This window comes from Pseudoduganella sp. UC29_106, from assembly GCF_044055365.1.
GTDB lineage: Bacteria > Pseudomonadota > Gammaproteobacteria > Burkholderiales > Burkholderiaceae_D > Rugamonas.
The window spans coordinates 6367211-6380145 of the sequence record NZ_CP171977.1; the positions used below are offsets into that span (position 1 = coordinate 6367211).

Sequence of the window (12935 nt, forward strand, 5' to 3'; positions counted from 1 at the left end):
GAATGGGAAATTTTCTCACAGCGTGAGCTTGGTCTCGAACTTCGAGCAATTCATGGCGAACAGGCTCTTCACGTTGATCACGTTGTTATTCGACGTGAACACGCGCCGCGTGAACTCGTGATAAGCCTCCATCGAAGCCGCCGTCACGATCAGCATGAAGTCGAATTCGCCCGCCACCTCGTAGCAGGACATCACATCCGACTCCCGCCGCATCTGCGCCTCGAACTGCTGCAGGATGGCGCTGTTCTGGTGGTCCAGCTCCACGGACACGAACACCGTCAGCGGACGCCCCGCCTGCACGCGGTCCACCAGCGCCACATCCTTCAGCAGCACGCCGGACGCGCGCAACTGTGCGATGCGGCGCTGGCAGGTCGCCACCGACGAATGCACGCGCTCCGCGATCTCGCGCAAGGGGGTAGCCGCGTCGTCCTGCAGGATGTTGAGGATGGCGCGGTCGATGCGGTCCAGCTCCTTCATGCGAGGAGGCGCAGCGGGTGGGCGTAGTCCGGCCAGCAGGGTTCGAAGAAGTGCTCCACCATTGCGGGCGTGACGCCATCCAGCGTGGGCGGATTCCAGCGTGGGGCATTGTCCTTGTCGATGACCAGGGCGCGTACGCCTTCCAGGATTTCGCCATGCTCGAAGTTGCGGCGCACCAGGTTGCGCTCCATCCGCAGGCAGTCGGCCACGTCCAGCGACGCGCCGCGGCGCAGCAGTTCGTGGGTGACGCACATCATCAGCGGCGAGCGCTGCTCCATGGCGTTCAGCGACTTCTTCGCGAACGGGTCGGCATCGGTGCGCAGCGAGTCCATGATGGCGTCCACGCTGCCGGCCGAGAAGTGGCGGTCGATCAGGGCGCGCTGAGCTTCCAGCTCGCCGGCACCGGCCAGCTCGCGCATCGGCGCTGCGAAGGCGGCAATTTCGGCGGGCAGCGCAGCGGCGGGGGACGCGTCGATCAGCGCGCCCAGCGTACGCCATTCGGCTTCCGGCACGAAATGGTCGGCCAGGCCGAGATAGAGCGCGTCGGCGGCGCCCACGGTCAGGCCGGTCAGGCCCAGCCACATGCCCAGGCTGCCCGGCGCATGGGACAGGAAATGGCTGCCGCCCACGTCCGGGAACAAGCCGATATTGACTTCCGGCATCGCCAACTTCGTACGGCCGCTGACAATGCGCACGCCGCAGCCCGGCCCGCCCTGCGAGATGCCCATGCCGCCTCCCATCACCACCCCATCCATCAGGGCAATATACGGTTTGTTGTAGAAATGAATTAAATGATTTAGCCCGTATTCCTCGGTGAAGAAATCCTCAAGCAGCGCGCTGTTGCCCTGGGCGAGCTGTGGCCCACTTCATGGAAGAAACGGATATCACCGCCCGCGCACAAGGCTTTGCCGCTGCTGCTGCGGATCACCACCGCCGCCACGGACGCATCGCCGCGCCAGGCCAGCAGCGCACGCGTGATGGCGCGCACCATGTCGAGGGAGAGGGAGTTGAGTGCCTTGGGGCGGTCGAGGGTGATGAAGCCGGTGCTGTTGCTGATGTGGGTGATGACGTATTCGCTCATTGTTCTCAGGGTGAGGTTGCAAAAAGGGCGCCAGATGCGCCCTTTGTTGATGAGTCCCGCGTGTCCTTTACATAGCGGTGACTGGTGCTTCGTAAGTGTCCGGCAGATGCTTGATCGCTTCGTGGTTATGGTTCTGCACGCGGTCCTTGTGCTTCATGACCTGGCGATCCAGTTTGTCGATCAGCGTATCGATGGCGGCATAAAGGTCTTGCGAAAGGCTCTCCACATACACAGTCTTACCCGACATGCGCAGATTAATCTCTGCTTTTTGACGTTTTTCTTTCTCGGTGAGGTTATCTACAGTCAGGATGACAGCAATATCAATCACTTGATCGAAATGGCGTTTAATCCGCTCCAGCTTGTTCTGCACGTACTCGCGAATCGCTGGGGTCACTTCGACATGATGTCCACTGATGGTGAGATTCATACACACTCCTAAAGATGATGTCGCTTACAAGTTCATACATGCTTGTAGCATGCAGCGGAACCGTGCACTACAAAGACTTGCGGAGACTTACTGGTGGGATCTTCAATGCTTCTCGGTACTTGGCAACAGTACGTCGCGCTATGACCATGCCCTGTTCTCCCAGCATGTCCGCAATCTTACTGTCGGATAAAGGATTTTTCGGGTCTTCTGCTCCTGTCAATTGCACGATCAGCGCACGGATCGCAGTCGATGAGGCTTCACCCCCAGCTTCAGTCGCGACGTGGCTTCCAAAGAAATATTTCAACTCAAACATGCCATGCGGGGTGAGCATGTATTTTTGAGTTGTTACCCGAGAAATAGTGCTCTCGTGTAGTCCCAGTGTATCAGCTATTTCACGCAACACAAGGGGTCTCATGGCCACTGCGCCATGACTGAAAAAGTTCTTTTGTCTTTCTACTATCGCCTGCGAAACGCGCAGGATTGTGTCGAAGCGCTGGCGCATATTCTTGATCAGCCACTTGGCTTCCTGCAGCTGGGCGCTCATCTGGGATTCGCCCTTGCCCTGCTTGAGCAGGCTCGCGTACAAGGCATTCACGCGCAGGCGCGGCATGACGTCGTTGTTCAGGCTGACCTGCCAGCCATTGCGGCTCTTCTTCACGATCACGTCCGGCACGACATAGTCTGACACGTCTGACGCAAATTCAGCGCCCGGATGGGGATTGCACTGGCGAATCACCGCCTGCGCTTCGCGCAAGTCTTCATCGTCGCAGTCCAGCGCCTTCTTCAGCTTGTTGAACTCGCGCTGGGCAAACCAGGTCAGATGCTTCTCGACAATGCACAGCGCCATGCGGCGCGTGACCATGGGCACATTGGGCAGGCGCTTGATCTGCAGCGCCAGGCATTCGGACGCATTGCGCGCGCCCACGCCGACCGGGTCGAAGTTCTGCAGCAGCAACAGGGCCGTGCGCAACTCTTCCAGTTCGACTTCCAGCTCTTCCGGCAGGCGCGCATGGATCTCTTCCAGCGGTTCTTCCAGGTAGCCGTTCTCGTCCAGCGCATCGATGATGATTTCCATCAGCGCGCGGTCGCGCGCTTCCGCCACGGTCACGCGCATCTGCTCCAGCAGGTGCTCGCGCAGCGTGCAGTGGTTCGCTTCCAATTGCGGGCGGCTGTCCTCGTCGTCCGGCGACTTGTTGCGGCCGGAATCGCTCCAGTCGCTATCGCCTATGTCGCCGCCCTCGCCTTCGCCGCCTTCACCGCCTTCATAGCTGTCGGCTTCGGCGCTGGGCGCGGATTCGCCCTCGCCTTGCGGCGCGGACTCTTGTGGTGCTTCGGCAGAGCCATTGCCCTGGTTGATGGCGCCGTCCGCCAGCAGGCGCACCGAATGATCGAGCGGATCATCCAGGCGTTCCAGCAGCGGGTTGTCGCTCAGCAGCTGCTCCAACTCCTGGTGCAGCTCGAGCGTCGAGAGCTGCAACAGGCGGATGGATTGCTGCAGCTGCGGTGTGAGCGCCAGGTGTTGCGAGGTTCGCAGTTGCAGTGACTGTTTCATGGCCTTGCTTACATGCGGAAGTGTTCGCCGAGATACACGCGGCGGACAGACTCGTCGGCAATAATATCGTCCGGGCGGCCCGAAGCCAGCACCGAACCCTGGTTGATGATGTAGGCGCGATCGCAGATACCGAGCGTCTCACGCACATTGTGGTCGGTAATCAGCACACCGATATTGCGCTCCTTCAGGAAACGTACGATACGCTGGATTTCGATCACGGCAATCGGGTCCACGCCCGCGAACGGCTCGTCCAGCAGCACGAAGCGGGGGTTGGTGGCGAGGGCGCGCGCAATTTCCACGCGGCGGCGTTCACCGCCGGACAGCGACAGCGCCTGGTTCTCGCGCAGCTTTTCGATCTGCAGGTCGGCCAGCAGGGCTTCCAGGCGCTCGTCGATCTGCGCCTTGGTCATCGGCTTGCCGTCCACGTTCTGAATCTCCAGCACGGCGCGGATATTCTCTTCCACGGTCAGCTTGCGGAACACCGAAGCTTCCTGCGGCAGGTAGGACAGGCCCAGGGTGGCGCGCTTGTGGATGGGCAGCATGGACACGTCCACGCCGCCGATATCGATGGTGCCTGCGTCGGACGCGACCAGGCCCACGATCATGTAGAAGGACGTTGTCTTGCCCGCGCCGTTCGGCCCCAGCAGGCCTACCACTTCGCCGCAATCCACCTGCAGCGACACGTCATGCACCACCTGGCGCTTGCCGTAGGTCTTTTGCAGGCCCTTGACGACCAGGGTGCTTTCGCAAGTCGAAACCGCCATGCTTATTTCCCTGCCGCTGGCGTTGGGTTGGTCGTGGCCGGCGGCGTTGCCGGTGGAGCGGTGCGCGTCGGCTGGATCACCATCGTGCCGCGGCCGCCGCCCTGTTTTACTCTCGCCGGTGGAAGTGTTCTTCACGCTGAAGAATTCCTTGCGGCTGTCATAGGAGATGAATTCGCCTTCGACTTCGTCGCTCGGCTTGGCGCCTTCCAGGCGCTTGATCTTCGCCTTGCTGAACATCTTCACCAGTTCAACGTTCTCGTCGTACTCGATGCGTTCAGCCTCGCCTTCCACCCACTGGTCGCCTTCGCCGTCGCGCTTCTGGCGGAAGGTGGCCTTGCCGCCGCCGCCCGTCAGCACCACGTGCTGGAAGCCTTCCGGCGTCTGCGACACCACGGCGCGCGCCGCCTTCATCAACAGCGTGCCGCGCGTGAGGACCACATTGCCGGTGGCGATGCGCTGCTGCTTCACATCGTCCACTTCCAGGTTATCGAACTTGATTTCCATCGGCTTGTAGGAGTCGGCTTTTTCGGCGGCGGCCATGCCGCTCACCAAAGCCAGGACTGCCGAAAGCAGGAGTTTTTTCATCGTAATTCCATTCGTATTGGGTTAGCGCGCCTTCGGCGGGAAGACGAGCGTGCCGCGGCCGGACAGTTCCAACTGTCGGCTGGCGTTATTGGCGCGCATGCCACTGGCTTGCGCGGTGGTTTCACCCGATTTCATGCGCACCGGCTGGTCCGTCTCCATACGGTCCTCGTCCGGGTAGATCACCAGCTTATCCGTTTCCAGGTGCAGTTCCTGGTTCGCCTGCCCGGCGGCGCGGTCGATCCTTACCTCGTCGCGCAGGGTCACGCGGCTGTTCACATCATCCACCCGCGCCGTTTTCGAGCGGATATCCATGGGAGGCTTGTCCTCGGCCAGGCTGCGCACGATCGGCTTGTCGATCTCGGAGGAATCGTCGATCGGACGGTGGGTCAGCTTGTCGCCGGAGATGATGTAGCTTGGCTTGCCAACCTTGTTCAGGCGCACGAAGCTGAAGCGTTCGACGATGTAGTCCGGTTCATTCATCCGCATATCGGCCTGCATTTCCTCGCCGGCGCGGTTCAGCAACTCCAGTATCCAGAAGGAGCCGACGGCGGCAAACAGCGCCAGCAGCATGCCGAGCGACAGGCGGAAACGGTGGGCGGTCCTCTGGTTGCGCATGCTGCTCCCTTACACCATGAACTGGGTCATGATGCGCTCGTAGTTGCCCTGGGCGCGCAGAATGAATTCGCACACCTCGCGCACGGCGCCGCGGCCGCCGGCCGCTTCGGTAATATGATGCGCACGGCTGTGCACTTCCGGGCGGCCGTTCGGCACGCTGACGGCAAAGCCCACGCGGCTCAGGATGGGCAGGTCCACCACATCGTCGCCGATGAAGCCGACCTGCTCTTCGGTCAGGCCCAGTTGCTGGATCAGGGCGCGGAAGGGGGTGAGCTTGTCGTGCCCGCCCTGGTGCACGAACTCGATGCCCAGGTCCTTGGCGCGCGCAGCTACGGTGGCCGAACGGCGGGCGCTGATGATGGCGGTCTGCACGCCCGATTCCTGCAGCAGCTTTATGCCCAGGCCATCGTGCACGTTGAAGGTCTTCATCATCTCGCCTTCGGGGCCGTAGTGCAGGCTGCCGTCGGTCAGCACGCCATCGACGTCGAAGATCATCAGGCGCACCTTGGCGGCGCGCTTGACGTTGTCCATATTGTAGGGGCGGCTCATCAGATCACCTTGGCGCGGGTCAGGTCGTGGATATGCAGGGCGCCAACCAGGATGCCCGCATCATCGGTGACCAGCATCTGGTTGATGCGGAATTCTTCCATGATGGCGACAGCGTCCACGGCCAGCTTGTCCGGGCCGATGGTGCGCGGGCTCAGGTGCATCACGTCCTTGATGACGACCTTGCCGAAGTCCTGCACCTTTTCGATCATGCGGCGCAGGTCGCCGTCGGTGAAGACGCCGACCGGCTTGTTGTCCGCATCGACGACGGCGGTCATGCCCATGCCCTTCTGGGTGATTTCCAGCAGCGCATCGGGCAGGCGGGTGTCCAGGCCCACGGCGGGGATGGCGGCGCCGGTACGCATGATGTCGCGCACATGGGTCAGCAGGCGGCGGCCCAGGGCGCCGCCCGGGTGCGAGCGGGCGAAATCCTCTTCCTTGAAGCCGCGCAGGTCCAGCAGGGCCACGGCGATCGCGTCGCCCAGCGCCAGCGTGGCGGTGGTGGAGGCGGTGGGCGCCAGGTTCATTGGGCAGGCTTCCTTGGCCACGGAAACGTCCAGGTGCACGTCCGACAGCTTGGCCAGGCTCGATTCCGGCTTGCCGGTCATCGAGATCACCACGCCGCCCATGCGCTTCACGACCGGCAGGATGGCCATCAGTTCGGCCGCCTCGCCGGAATAGGAAATGGCGATCACCGCATCTTCCGGCGTGATCATGCCCAGGTCGCCGTGCGCGGCTTCGGCCGGGTGCACGAACAGGGCCGGGGTGCCGGTGGACGCCAGCGTAGCGGCAATCTTGCGGCCGATATGGCCGGACTTGCCAATGCCGGATACCACGACGCGACCTTTGCATTGCAGCAACAGGGACACGGCCTTGCCTACGGATTCGTCGGTCGCCAGGCGTTCATGCAGGGCGCGCAGCGCGTCCGTCTCGATTTGCAGGGCCTCGCGCGCCAGTTCCAGTGCGCGGGTTGCGGTCTTGGCATCAAAAACTTTCAGCATTGTTTTTTCATCGGTTACACTCATGCCGGAAGTATAGCCGAATTGGTAAAGCAAAAAACTTGCCAGACGCAACAAACAACGGTGCCAATCGACTAAGATCAGATAATGTTCACGCCTCTTGAACTGACCCTCCTGCTGCTCGCCAGCGCGGTGCTGGGGGTGGTCGCCTTCCGCATGATGCACCTGCCGCCCATGCTGGGCTACCTGGCGGTCGGCATCCTGATCGGTCCCAATGCCCTGGGACTGGCCACCGAAAGCGACGCCACCCACTCCCTTGCCGAATTCGGCGTGGTCTTCCTGATGTTCTCCATCGGGCTGGAGTTCTCCCTGCCCAAGCTGATGGCCATGCGGCGCATCGTGTTCGGGCTGGGCATGGCCCAGGTGGCGCTGACCATCGTCGCCACAATGGTATTTGGCTGGGTCATCCACTTCGTGCTGCCGCCTTCCATCCACCTGACGTGGCAGGCTTCGTTCGCCCTGGGCGGCGCGCTGGCGATGTCCTCCACCGCCATCGTGGTGAAGATGCTGACCGAGCGCCTGGAACTGGAAAGCGAGCATGGGCGCAATATCGTCGGCATCCTGCTGTTCCAGGATCTGGCCGTGGTGCCCCTGCTGATCCTGATCCCGGCCCTGGCCAAGAATCCCGATAACCTGGCCGGCACGCTGGCCCTGGCGAGCCTGAAGGCGGTGGTGGTGCTGGTGCTGCTGCTGTTCATCGGCCAGCGCGTGATGCGCAAGTGGTTCACCATCGTGGTCAAGCGCCGCTCGCAGGAGCTGTTCATGCTGAACCTGCTGCTGATCACGCTGGGCGCGGCCTGGATTACCGAGATGGCCGGCCTGTCCCTGGCGCTGGGCGCCTTCGTGGCCGGCATGCTGATTTCCGAAACCGAATACAAGCACCAGGTGGAAGAGGACATCAAGCCTTTCCGCGACGTGCTGCTGGGGCTTTTCTTCATCACCGTCGGCATGCTGCTGAATATCCGCGTGGTGGCGGAGAACTGGTGGCTGGTGCTGATCCTGCTGGCCGGCCCCGTGCTGCTGAAATTCGCCCTGATCGCCGGCCTGGCGCGGCTGTTCGGCGCCTCCACCGGCACGGCGATGCGCACCGGCCTGGCGCTGGCCCAAGCCGGCGAGTTCGGCTTCGTGCTGCTGAATGTGGTGGGCGGCATGCGCCTGGTCGACCCCTTCGTGGTGCAGGTCGTGCTGGCGTCGATGGTGCTGTCCATGCTGTTGGCGCCCTTCCTGATCGAGCAGTCGGACAAGATTGTGCTGAAGTTCTCTGCCAACGAGTGGATGATGCAGTCGCTGACGCTGACCAAGATCGCGGCGCGCACCATGTCCACCAACAAGCACGTGATCGTGGCGGGCTTCGGCCGCTCCGGCCAGAGCCTGGCCACCCTGCTGACCGAGGAGAAGATCGATTATCACGCGCTGGACCTGGACCCGACCCGGGTGCAGGAAGCGCAGACGGCGGGCGCCAACGTTTCCTATGGCGATGCGGCGCGGCGCGAATCCCTGGTGGCGGCCGGTATCTACCGCGCTTCGGCGGTTGTGATCACCTATGCCAGCACCCCGTCCGCGCTGAAGGTGCTGCACCTGGTGCACGAATTGGCCCCCCACCCTGCCCGTCATTGTTCGCTCGCATGACGATACGGACCTGGACCGGCTGAAGTCCGCCGGCGCCGCCGAAGTGGTTCCGGAAATGATGGAAGGCTCGCTGATGCTGGCCTCCCACGCGCTGGTGATGCTGGGCGTGCCGCTGCGGCGAGTAGTGCACCGCGTGCAGCGCGCCCGCGAGGAACGCTATGCCTCGCTGCGCGGCTACTTCCACGGCGCCAGCGATACGGCGGACGAGTCGGAACTGGTACGCCTGCATTCGGTGGCGCTGGCCGATGGCGCCTCATGCGTCGGCCGGGAGTTGGGCGAAATCGACATTGCCGCCACGGGCGCGGAAGTCTCGGCCATCCGGCGCGGCAAGGAGCGGCTGGAGGTGGCGCCCGATACGGTGCTGGAGGCAGGCGACGTGGTGGTGCTGCGCGGCGCTGCCGACGCCGTGGCGCGGGCTGAGGGGGAGCTGTTGGCTTGAACCGGGCCGCGGGTCGGGATGCACGGCGGATCAATGATCCGCCCTACGACGCGTCCCGTGCCCGTCAGGGTGTAGGGCGGATCATTGATCCGCCGGCGTTTACGGTGCGTACCTGATTACGCGGTTACGGCCGCCGTCCTTGGCCTGATACAAGGCTTCGTCGGCGTGGGCGATCAATTCCTGGGCCTGGACTTCAACCGCGCCGCCGGCGGCGGTCTGGGACAGGCTGGCTACGCCCACCGATGCGGTAATCGATACCTTTACGCCACCGGACAAGTCGATCATGCTGGCCGCAATGCTGGCGCGGATACGCTCGGCCACGAAGGCGGCGCTCTCCAAATCCGCGTTGATCAGCAGGACCACGAACTCCTCGCCGCCGAAGCGGGCCAGTGCGTCCGAAAGCCGCAGCTCGTTCTTGATGCGGTTGGCGATCTCGCGCAGCACATCGTCGCCGCCCTGGTGGCCCACGGTGTCGTTGACGCGCTTGAAGTGGTCGATGTCGATGTACATGAAGGAAATCGGATACTCCTGGCGGCGCGCACGGGAGATCTCCTCGATCAGGCGGCGGTCCACATAGCGGCGGTTGTAGACGCCGGTCAGGGAATCGGTCAGGCCGATGTACTTCAACATCTCGTTGGAGATCACGTTCTCCAGGCAGATGGCGATGATGGAGGCCATGTGCTCGACGAAATCCGTGCCCAGCGACGGCGAGAAGCGCGCCGGGTCAACGCTGCCCAGATTCAGGCTGCCGATGATGCGCTTGTTGCGCAGCAGGGGCACGATGGCCGCGCTTTGCAGGCGCTGCTCGGGACTCGGGAATTGCGCGCCGTGGCGCTGCGCGTCGAACATGCCTAGCTCCGGCTTGGGCGGGGTACGAGGGTTCAGCTCGAAACCGAGGGCGTCCACGTCCGGCACAAAGATCAGCTGCGGGAAGTCGGCGAAGTTCACGCCCAACTTTTCCATCACGGTGCGGATATCCGAATCCTCATCGATCAGGCTGAGGGTGACAGCGCTCAGGTCCGAGATCACCGGCAGGGTCCGGAAGATAGTGCCAATCAGCTCGGGGAAGGTGGACGCGCCGACGATCTCCAGGTCGAAGGCCTGGTGGCGCATCATGATTTCGTGATTGCGTTCGGCCTGCTCGATCAGATAGGCGAGACGAGCACGCAGCGCCTTGTTTTCGGCCACAAGGTCCGTTTGCTTGGGCTGCTTGCCCGGAAGTTTTTGCGCCATGTCCATCCGCACCGCCGATCCAGCTAAGCTATCAAAATGCCAGTGTAACCCCGATTTCCTGCCCCACCTTCAATTGCTGGCCCTCGCCTTGCAGAACTACCACATTCATGCCGAAGCAGATGCCGCCTTCGACTTCCTCCTTGGCGCGGTAGGACTGCAGGATATCCAGCGGGTCGGGGCCGAATTCGCCGGTTCCCTGGTCGACCGAAGGCATCGGGCAGCGGGCGCAGGGCTTTACCGGCTTGAGGATTGCGTCGCCGACGCAGAAGGTTTCCGTGTAGTCCTCTTCGAAGGGCTCGATATCGCCGATCACGATATTGGGACGGAAGCGGTTCATCGGCAGCGGTTCGCGGCCGGCCGTGTGCAGCTTTTCATTGAGGTCCTGCAGGGAGCCGGTGCCGATCACCAGGATGGGATAGCCGTCCGAGAACAGGGTCGGATGCAGCTCGCCATCGGTCCACCTGCCGCTGGTGGTGCGCTTGGCGTTGGCGTGGTAGCGCGCCAGGCGGCACGGCACGCCGAGGAAGCTGGAGAACCAGGTGGCGGTAGTCTCGTCGCAGTCGTAGGCGAGGACCGTGTCTTCCCCACACCTGGACTTGCAGCGTGGGCGCTGTTTCGGGATCGGGCAGGCCGAGGGGGATTTCCAGGCGCAGCATGCCGGGCGCGCGCAGCTCCAGCGTTTCGCTTTTCAGCCTGGGCACAATCAGGGACATGCGCGGATGCTCGCGCTGGGTGAGCGCCACGCCATCCAGGCCGACGACCGCCCACTCGCGGTCATAAATCTGCTCGGTCATCAGCCCGGCGCGGGGTCAGCGTGGCTTCCTTCAGCGCAATGCCGGCGCAGGATTTGATCGGATAGAGATTGAGTTCGGACAAGATGGCCATAACGCTAACGCCTAATGACTAATTATTAAGCATCGATTATGGCAGCAAAGCCGGGCGCAGACAATCAACTATCTGCGCCCGGCCGCCCGAAATCAGGCTTCGGTCTTGCTGGTCTTGGGCTTGCGCGGCAGGCGGCTGCGGGCCGGCGCCTTGTGCGTGCCTGGCTTCGGCATGCGCTTTTTCTGCGCAGAGTCGGCATCCAGCGAGTTCTCGATCGCGTTGACCGAGGCTTCGGCAGCGCGGTCTGCTGCGGCTTCGGCATCGGCTTCGGCTTCGGCGGCGATATTGTCCGCCGCGGCGGCGCCGGCGTCGGCCGCCAGCACGGCTTCCGCTTCGGCGGCTGAGGCCTTGGCCTTGCTGGTGCGGCCGGTCTTCTTGGCGGCGGGCTTGCGGGCCGCGCCGCGCGCGCCGCGCTTGGCCGGCGCCGGGGCTTCGGCTTCGGGCTCGCCGGCAACGGCGTATCCGGCCGCTTCCTCGGCGGCGACCACCGGTGCGGCGGCAGGCGCCCCGAACTCGGATGCATCGTCGAGCGCGGATTCGACTTCGTTGGCTTCCTCCTCGAGCATCTGCTCGGCGCTCGCCGCTGCGGCGGCGATTTCGGCGGCCATCGACTCTTCGGACTCCGGCACCGGCGCGCCGCCGCGGCGATTGCGTCCGCCACGGTTGCCGCGGCCACGACGGCCGTCCTGGCGGCCTTCACGCTGCTCGGCGGCGTCGCCCTGCTCCGCACCCTCGGCTGCGGCCAGGTTTTCGCCTTCGGCAGCGGCAGCAGGCTCGGTCACGGCGACGGGCGCAGCCACAGGCTGGCTGCCTCGGTAGACGTAAGCGCCGGATTTCTCATCGCGGCCGAATTCCAGCAGCCCGCGCGCCTTCATCTCTTCCAGCAGGTTGCCGAAGGTGCGGTAGCCGTAATAGGACTCGCTGAAATCCGGCTTGCGGCGCTTGATCGCTTCCTTCAGCACCGAAGCCCAGATCTTGCCCTCGCCCCGCTCGGCGGCCAGCGCATCGAAGGTCGAGTAGGCGATTTCGACGGCCTGGTTGCGGCGCTTTTCCATTTCCTCCTTGCGGCGCTTCTCCTCTTCCGGCGTACGCTTCGGCTGCTGCTCGCGCGAATCGCGGCGGGCGGCCTGCTGGCGGCGCGATTCGCGCACCAGGTCGTCGTAGAAGATGAATTCGTCGCAGTTGGCCACCAGCAGGTCGGAAGTCGAATCCTTCACGCCCACGCCGATCACGCGCTTGGCGTTCTCGCGCAGCTTGGAAACCAGGGGGGAGAAGTCGGAGTCACCGGAGATGATGACGAAGGTATTCACGTGGGACTTGGTGTAGCACAGGTCGAGCGCATCGACGACCATGCGGATGTCGGCGGAATTCTTGCCGGACATGCGCACGTGCGGAATCTCGATCAGTTCGAAATTCGCCTCGTGCATGCTGCCCTTGAAGGCCTTGTAGCGGTCCCAGTCGCAATACGCCTTCTTGACCACAATGCTGCCTTTCAGCAGCAGGCGTTCGAGCACCGGCTTGATATCGAATTTTTCGTAGTTTGCATCGCGTACGCCCAGTGCGACGTTCTCGAAGTCGCAGAACAGCGCCATGCTGAGATTTTCGTTTGAAGCCATGAGTAAAAGTGATTGTTATCAGCTGTGCACAATCCAACGATTATACAGCCAGCGCCAAAGCGCTTGA

Annotated in this window: 9 protein-coding genes and 4 pseudogenes; 1 reads left to right on the top strand and 12 read right to left on the bottom strand. The window is 63.2% G+C overall.

What is annotated here, in order from left to right; translation table 11 throughout:
• Positions 1-15: 15 nt before the first annotated feature.
• The 9 genes and pseudogenes from ACHMW6_RS31705 to ACHMW6_RS31745 all read right to left on the bottom strand — a co-directional run bounded on the left by ACHMW6_RS31705 (position 16) and on the right by ACHMW6_RS31745 (position 7072).
• Positions 16-477, bottom strand: coding sequence for an Lrp/AsnC family transcriptional regulator (locus ACHMW6_RS31705; protein ID WP_395403094.1), 462 nt, complete (start codon positions 475-477; stop codon positions 16-18).
• Positions 474-1558: pseudogene (locus ACHMW6_RS31710) on the bottom strand (enoyl-CoA hydratase/isomerase family protein). Before ACHMW6_RS31710 ends, ACHMW6_RS31705 begins: the two are co-directional and overlap by 4 nt.
• Before the next feature lie 67 nt (positions 1559-1625).
• Positions 1626-1985 (bottom strand): ribosome hibernation-promoting factor, HPF/YfiA family, encoded by a 360-nt coding sequence (hpf, locus tag ACHMW6_RS31715; protein WP_395403096.1) that lies wholly within the window; start codon positions 1983-1985, stop codon positions 1626-1628.
• Positions 1986-2052: 67 nt separating this feature from the next.
• Complete coding sequence (locus ACHMW6_RS31720) at positions 2053-3537, bottom strand: RNA polymerase factor sigma-54 (RefSeq protein ID WP_395403098.1); 1485 nt, start codon at positions 3535-3537, stop codon at positions 2053-2055.
• A gap of 8 nt (positions 3538-3545) precedes the next feature.
• The gene (gene lptB, locus ACHMW6_RS31725) at positions 3546-4301 is read right to left on the bottom strand and encodes an LPS export ABC transporter ATP-binding protein (RefSeq protein WP_395408760.1); all 756 of its coding nucleotides are present in this window, start codon (positions 4299-4301) and stop codon (positions 3546-3548) included.
• A gap of 171 nt (positions 4302-4472) precedes the next feature.
• Positions 4473-4886, bottom strand: a pseudogene (gene lptA / locus ACHMW6_RS31730) (lipopolysaccharide transport periplasmic protein LptA); the annotation flags it as partial.
• 21 nt (positions 4887-4907) lie between these two features.
• Complete coding sequence (lptC, locus tag ACHMW6_RS31735) at positions 4908-5501, bottom strand: LPS export ABC transporter periplasmic protein LptC (protein ID WP_395403100.1); 594 nt, start codon at positions 5499-5501, stop codon at positions 4908-4910.
• A gap of 9 nt (positions 5502-5510) precedes the next feature.
• Positions 5511-6050 carry a KdsC family phosphatase gene (locus ACHMW6_RS31740; protein ID WP_395403102.1) on the bottom strand — a complete coding sequence of 180 codons (540 nt, stop codon included), beginning with the start codon at positions 6048-6050 and terminating at the stop codon, positions 5511-5513.
• Positions 6050-7072 carry an SIS domain-containing protein gene (locus tag ACHMW6_RS31745; RefSeq protein ID WP_395408761.1) on the bottom strand — a complete coding sequence of 341 codons (1023 nt, stop codon included), beginning with the start codon at positions 7070-7072 and terminating at the stop codon, positions 6050-6052. Before ACHMW6_RS31745 ends, ACHMW6_RS31740 begins: the two co-directional genes overlap by 1 nt.
• An 81-nt stretch (positions 7073-7153) precedes the next feature.
• Here ACHMW6_RS31745 and ACHMW6_RS31750 point away from each other — a divergent pair.
• Positions 7154-9134 (top strand): annotated as a pseudogene (locus ACHMW6_RS31750) (cation:proton antiporter).
• Positions 9135-9233: 99 nt separating this feature from the next.
• Here the strand turns inward: ACHMW6_RS31750 and ACHMW6_RS31755 are convergent.
• The 3 genes and pseudogenes from ACHMW6_RS31755 to ACHMW6_RS31765 form a co-directional block, all read right to left on the bottom strand.
• Complete coding sequence (locus tag ACHMW6_RS31755) at positions 9234-10367, bottom strand: DUF484 family protein (RefSeq protein ID WP_395403104.1); 1134 nt, start codon at positions 10365-10367, stop codon at positions 9234-9236.
• Between the two features lie 31 nt (positions 10368-10398).
• Positions 10399-11252: pseudogene (locus tag ACHMW6_RS31760) on the bottom strand (MOSC domain-containing protein).
• A 92-nt stretch (positions 11253-11344) separates the two neighbouring features.
• Positions 11345-12844: an NYN domain-containing protein gene (locus tag ACHMW6_RS31765; RefSeq protein ID WP_395403106.1), complete on the bottom strand. Its 1500-nt coding sequence runs from the start codon at positions 12842-12844 to the stop codon at positions 11345-11347.
• Positions 12845-12935 lie beyond the last annotated feature (91 nt).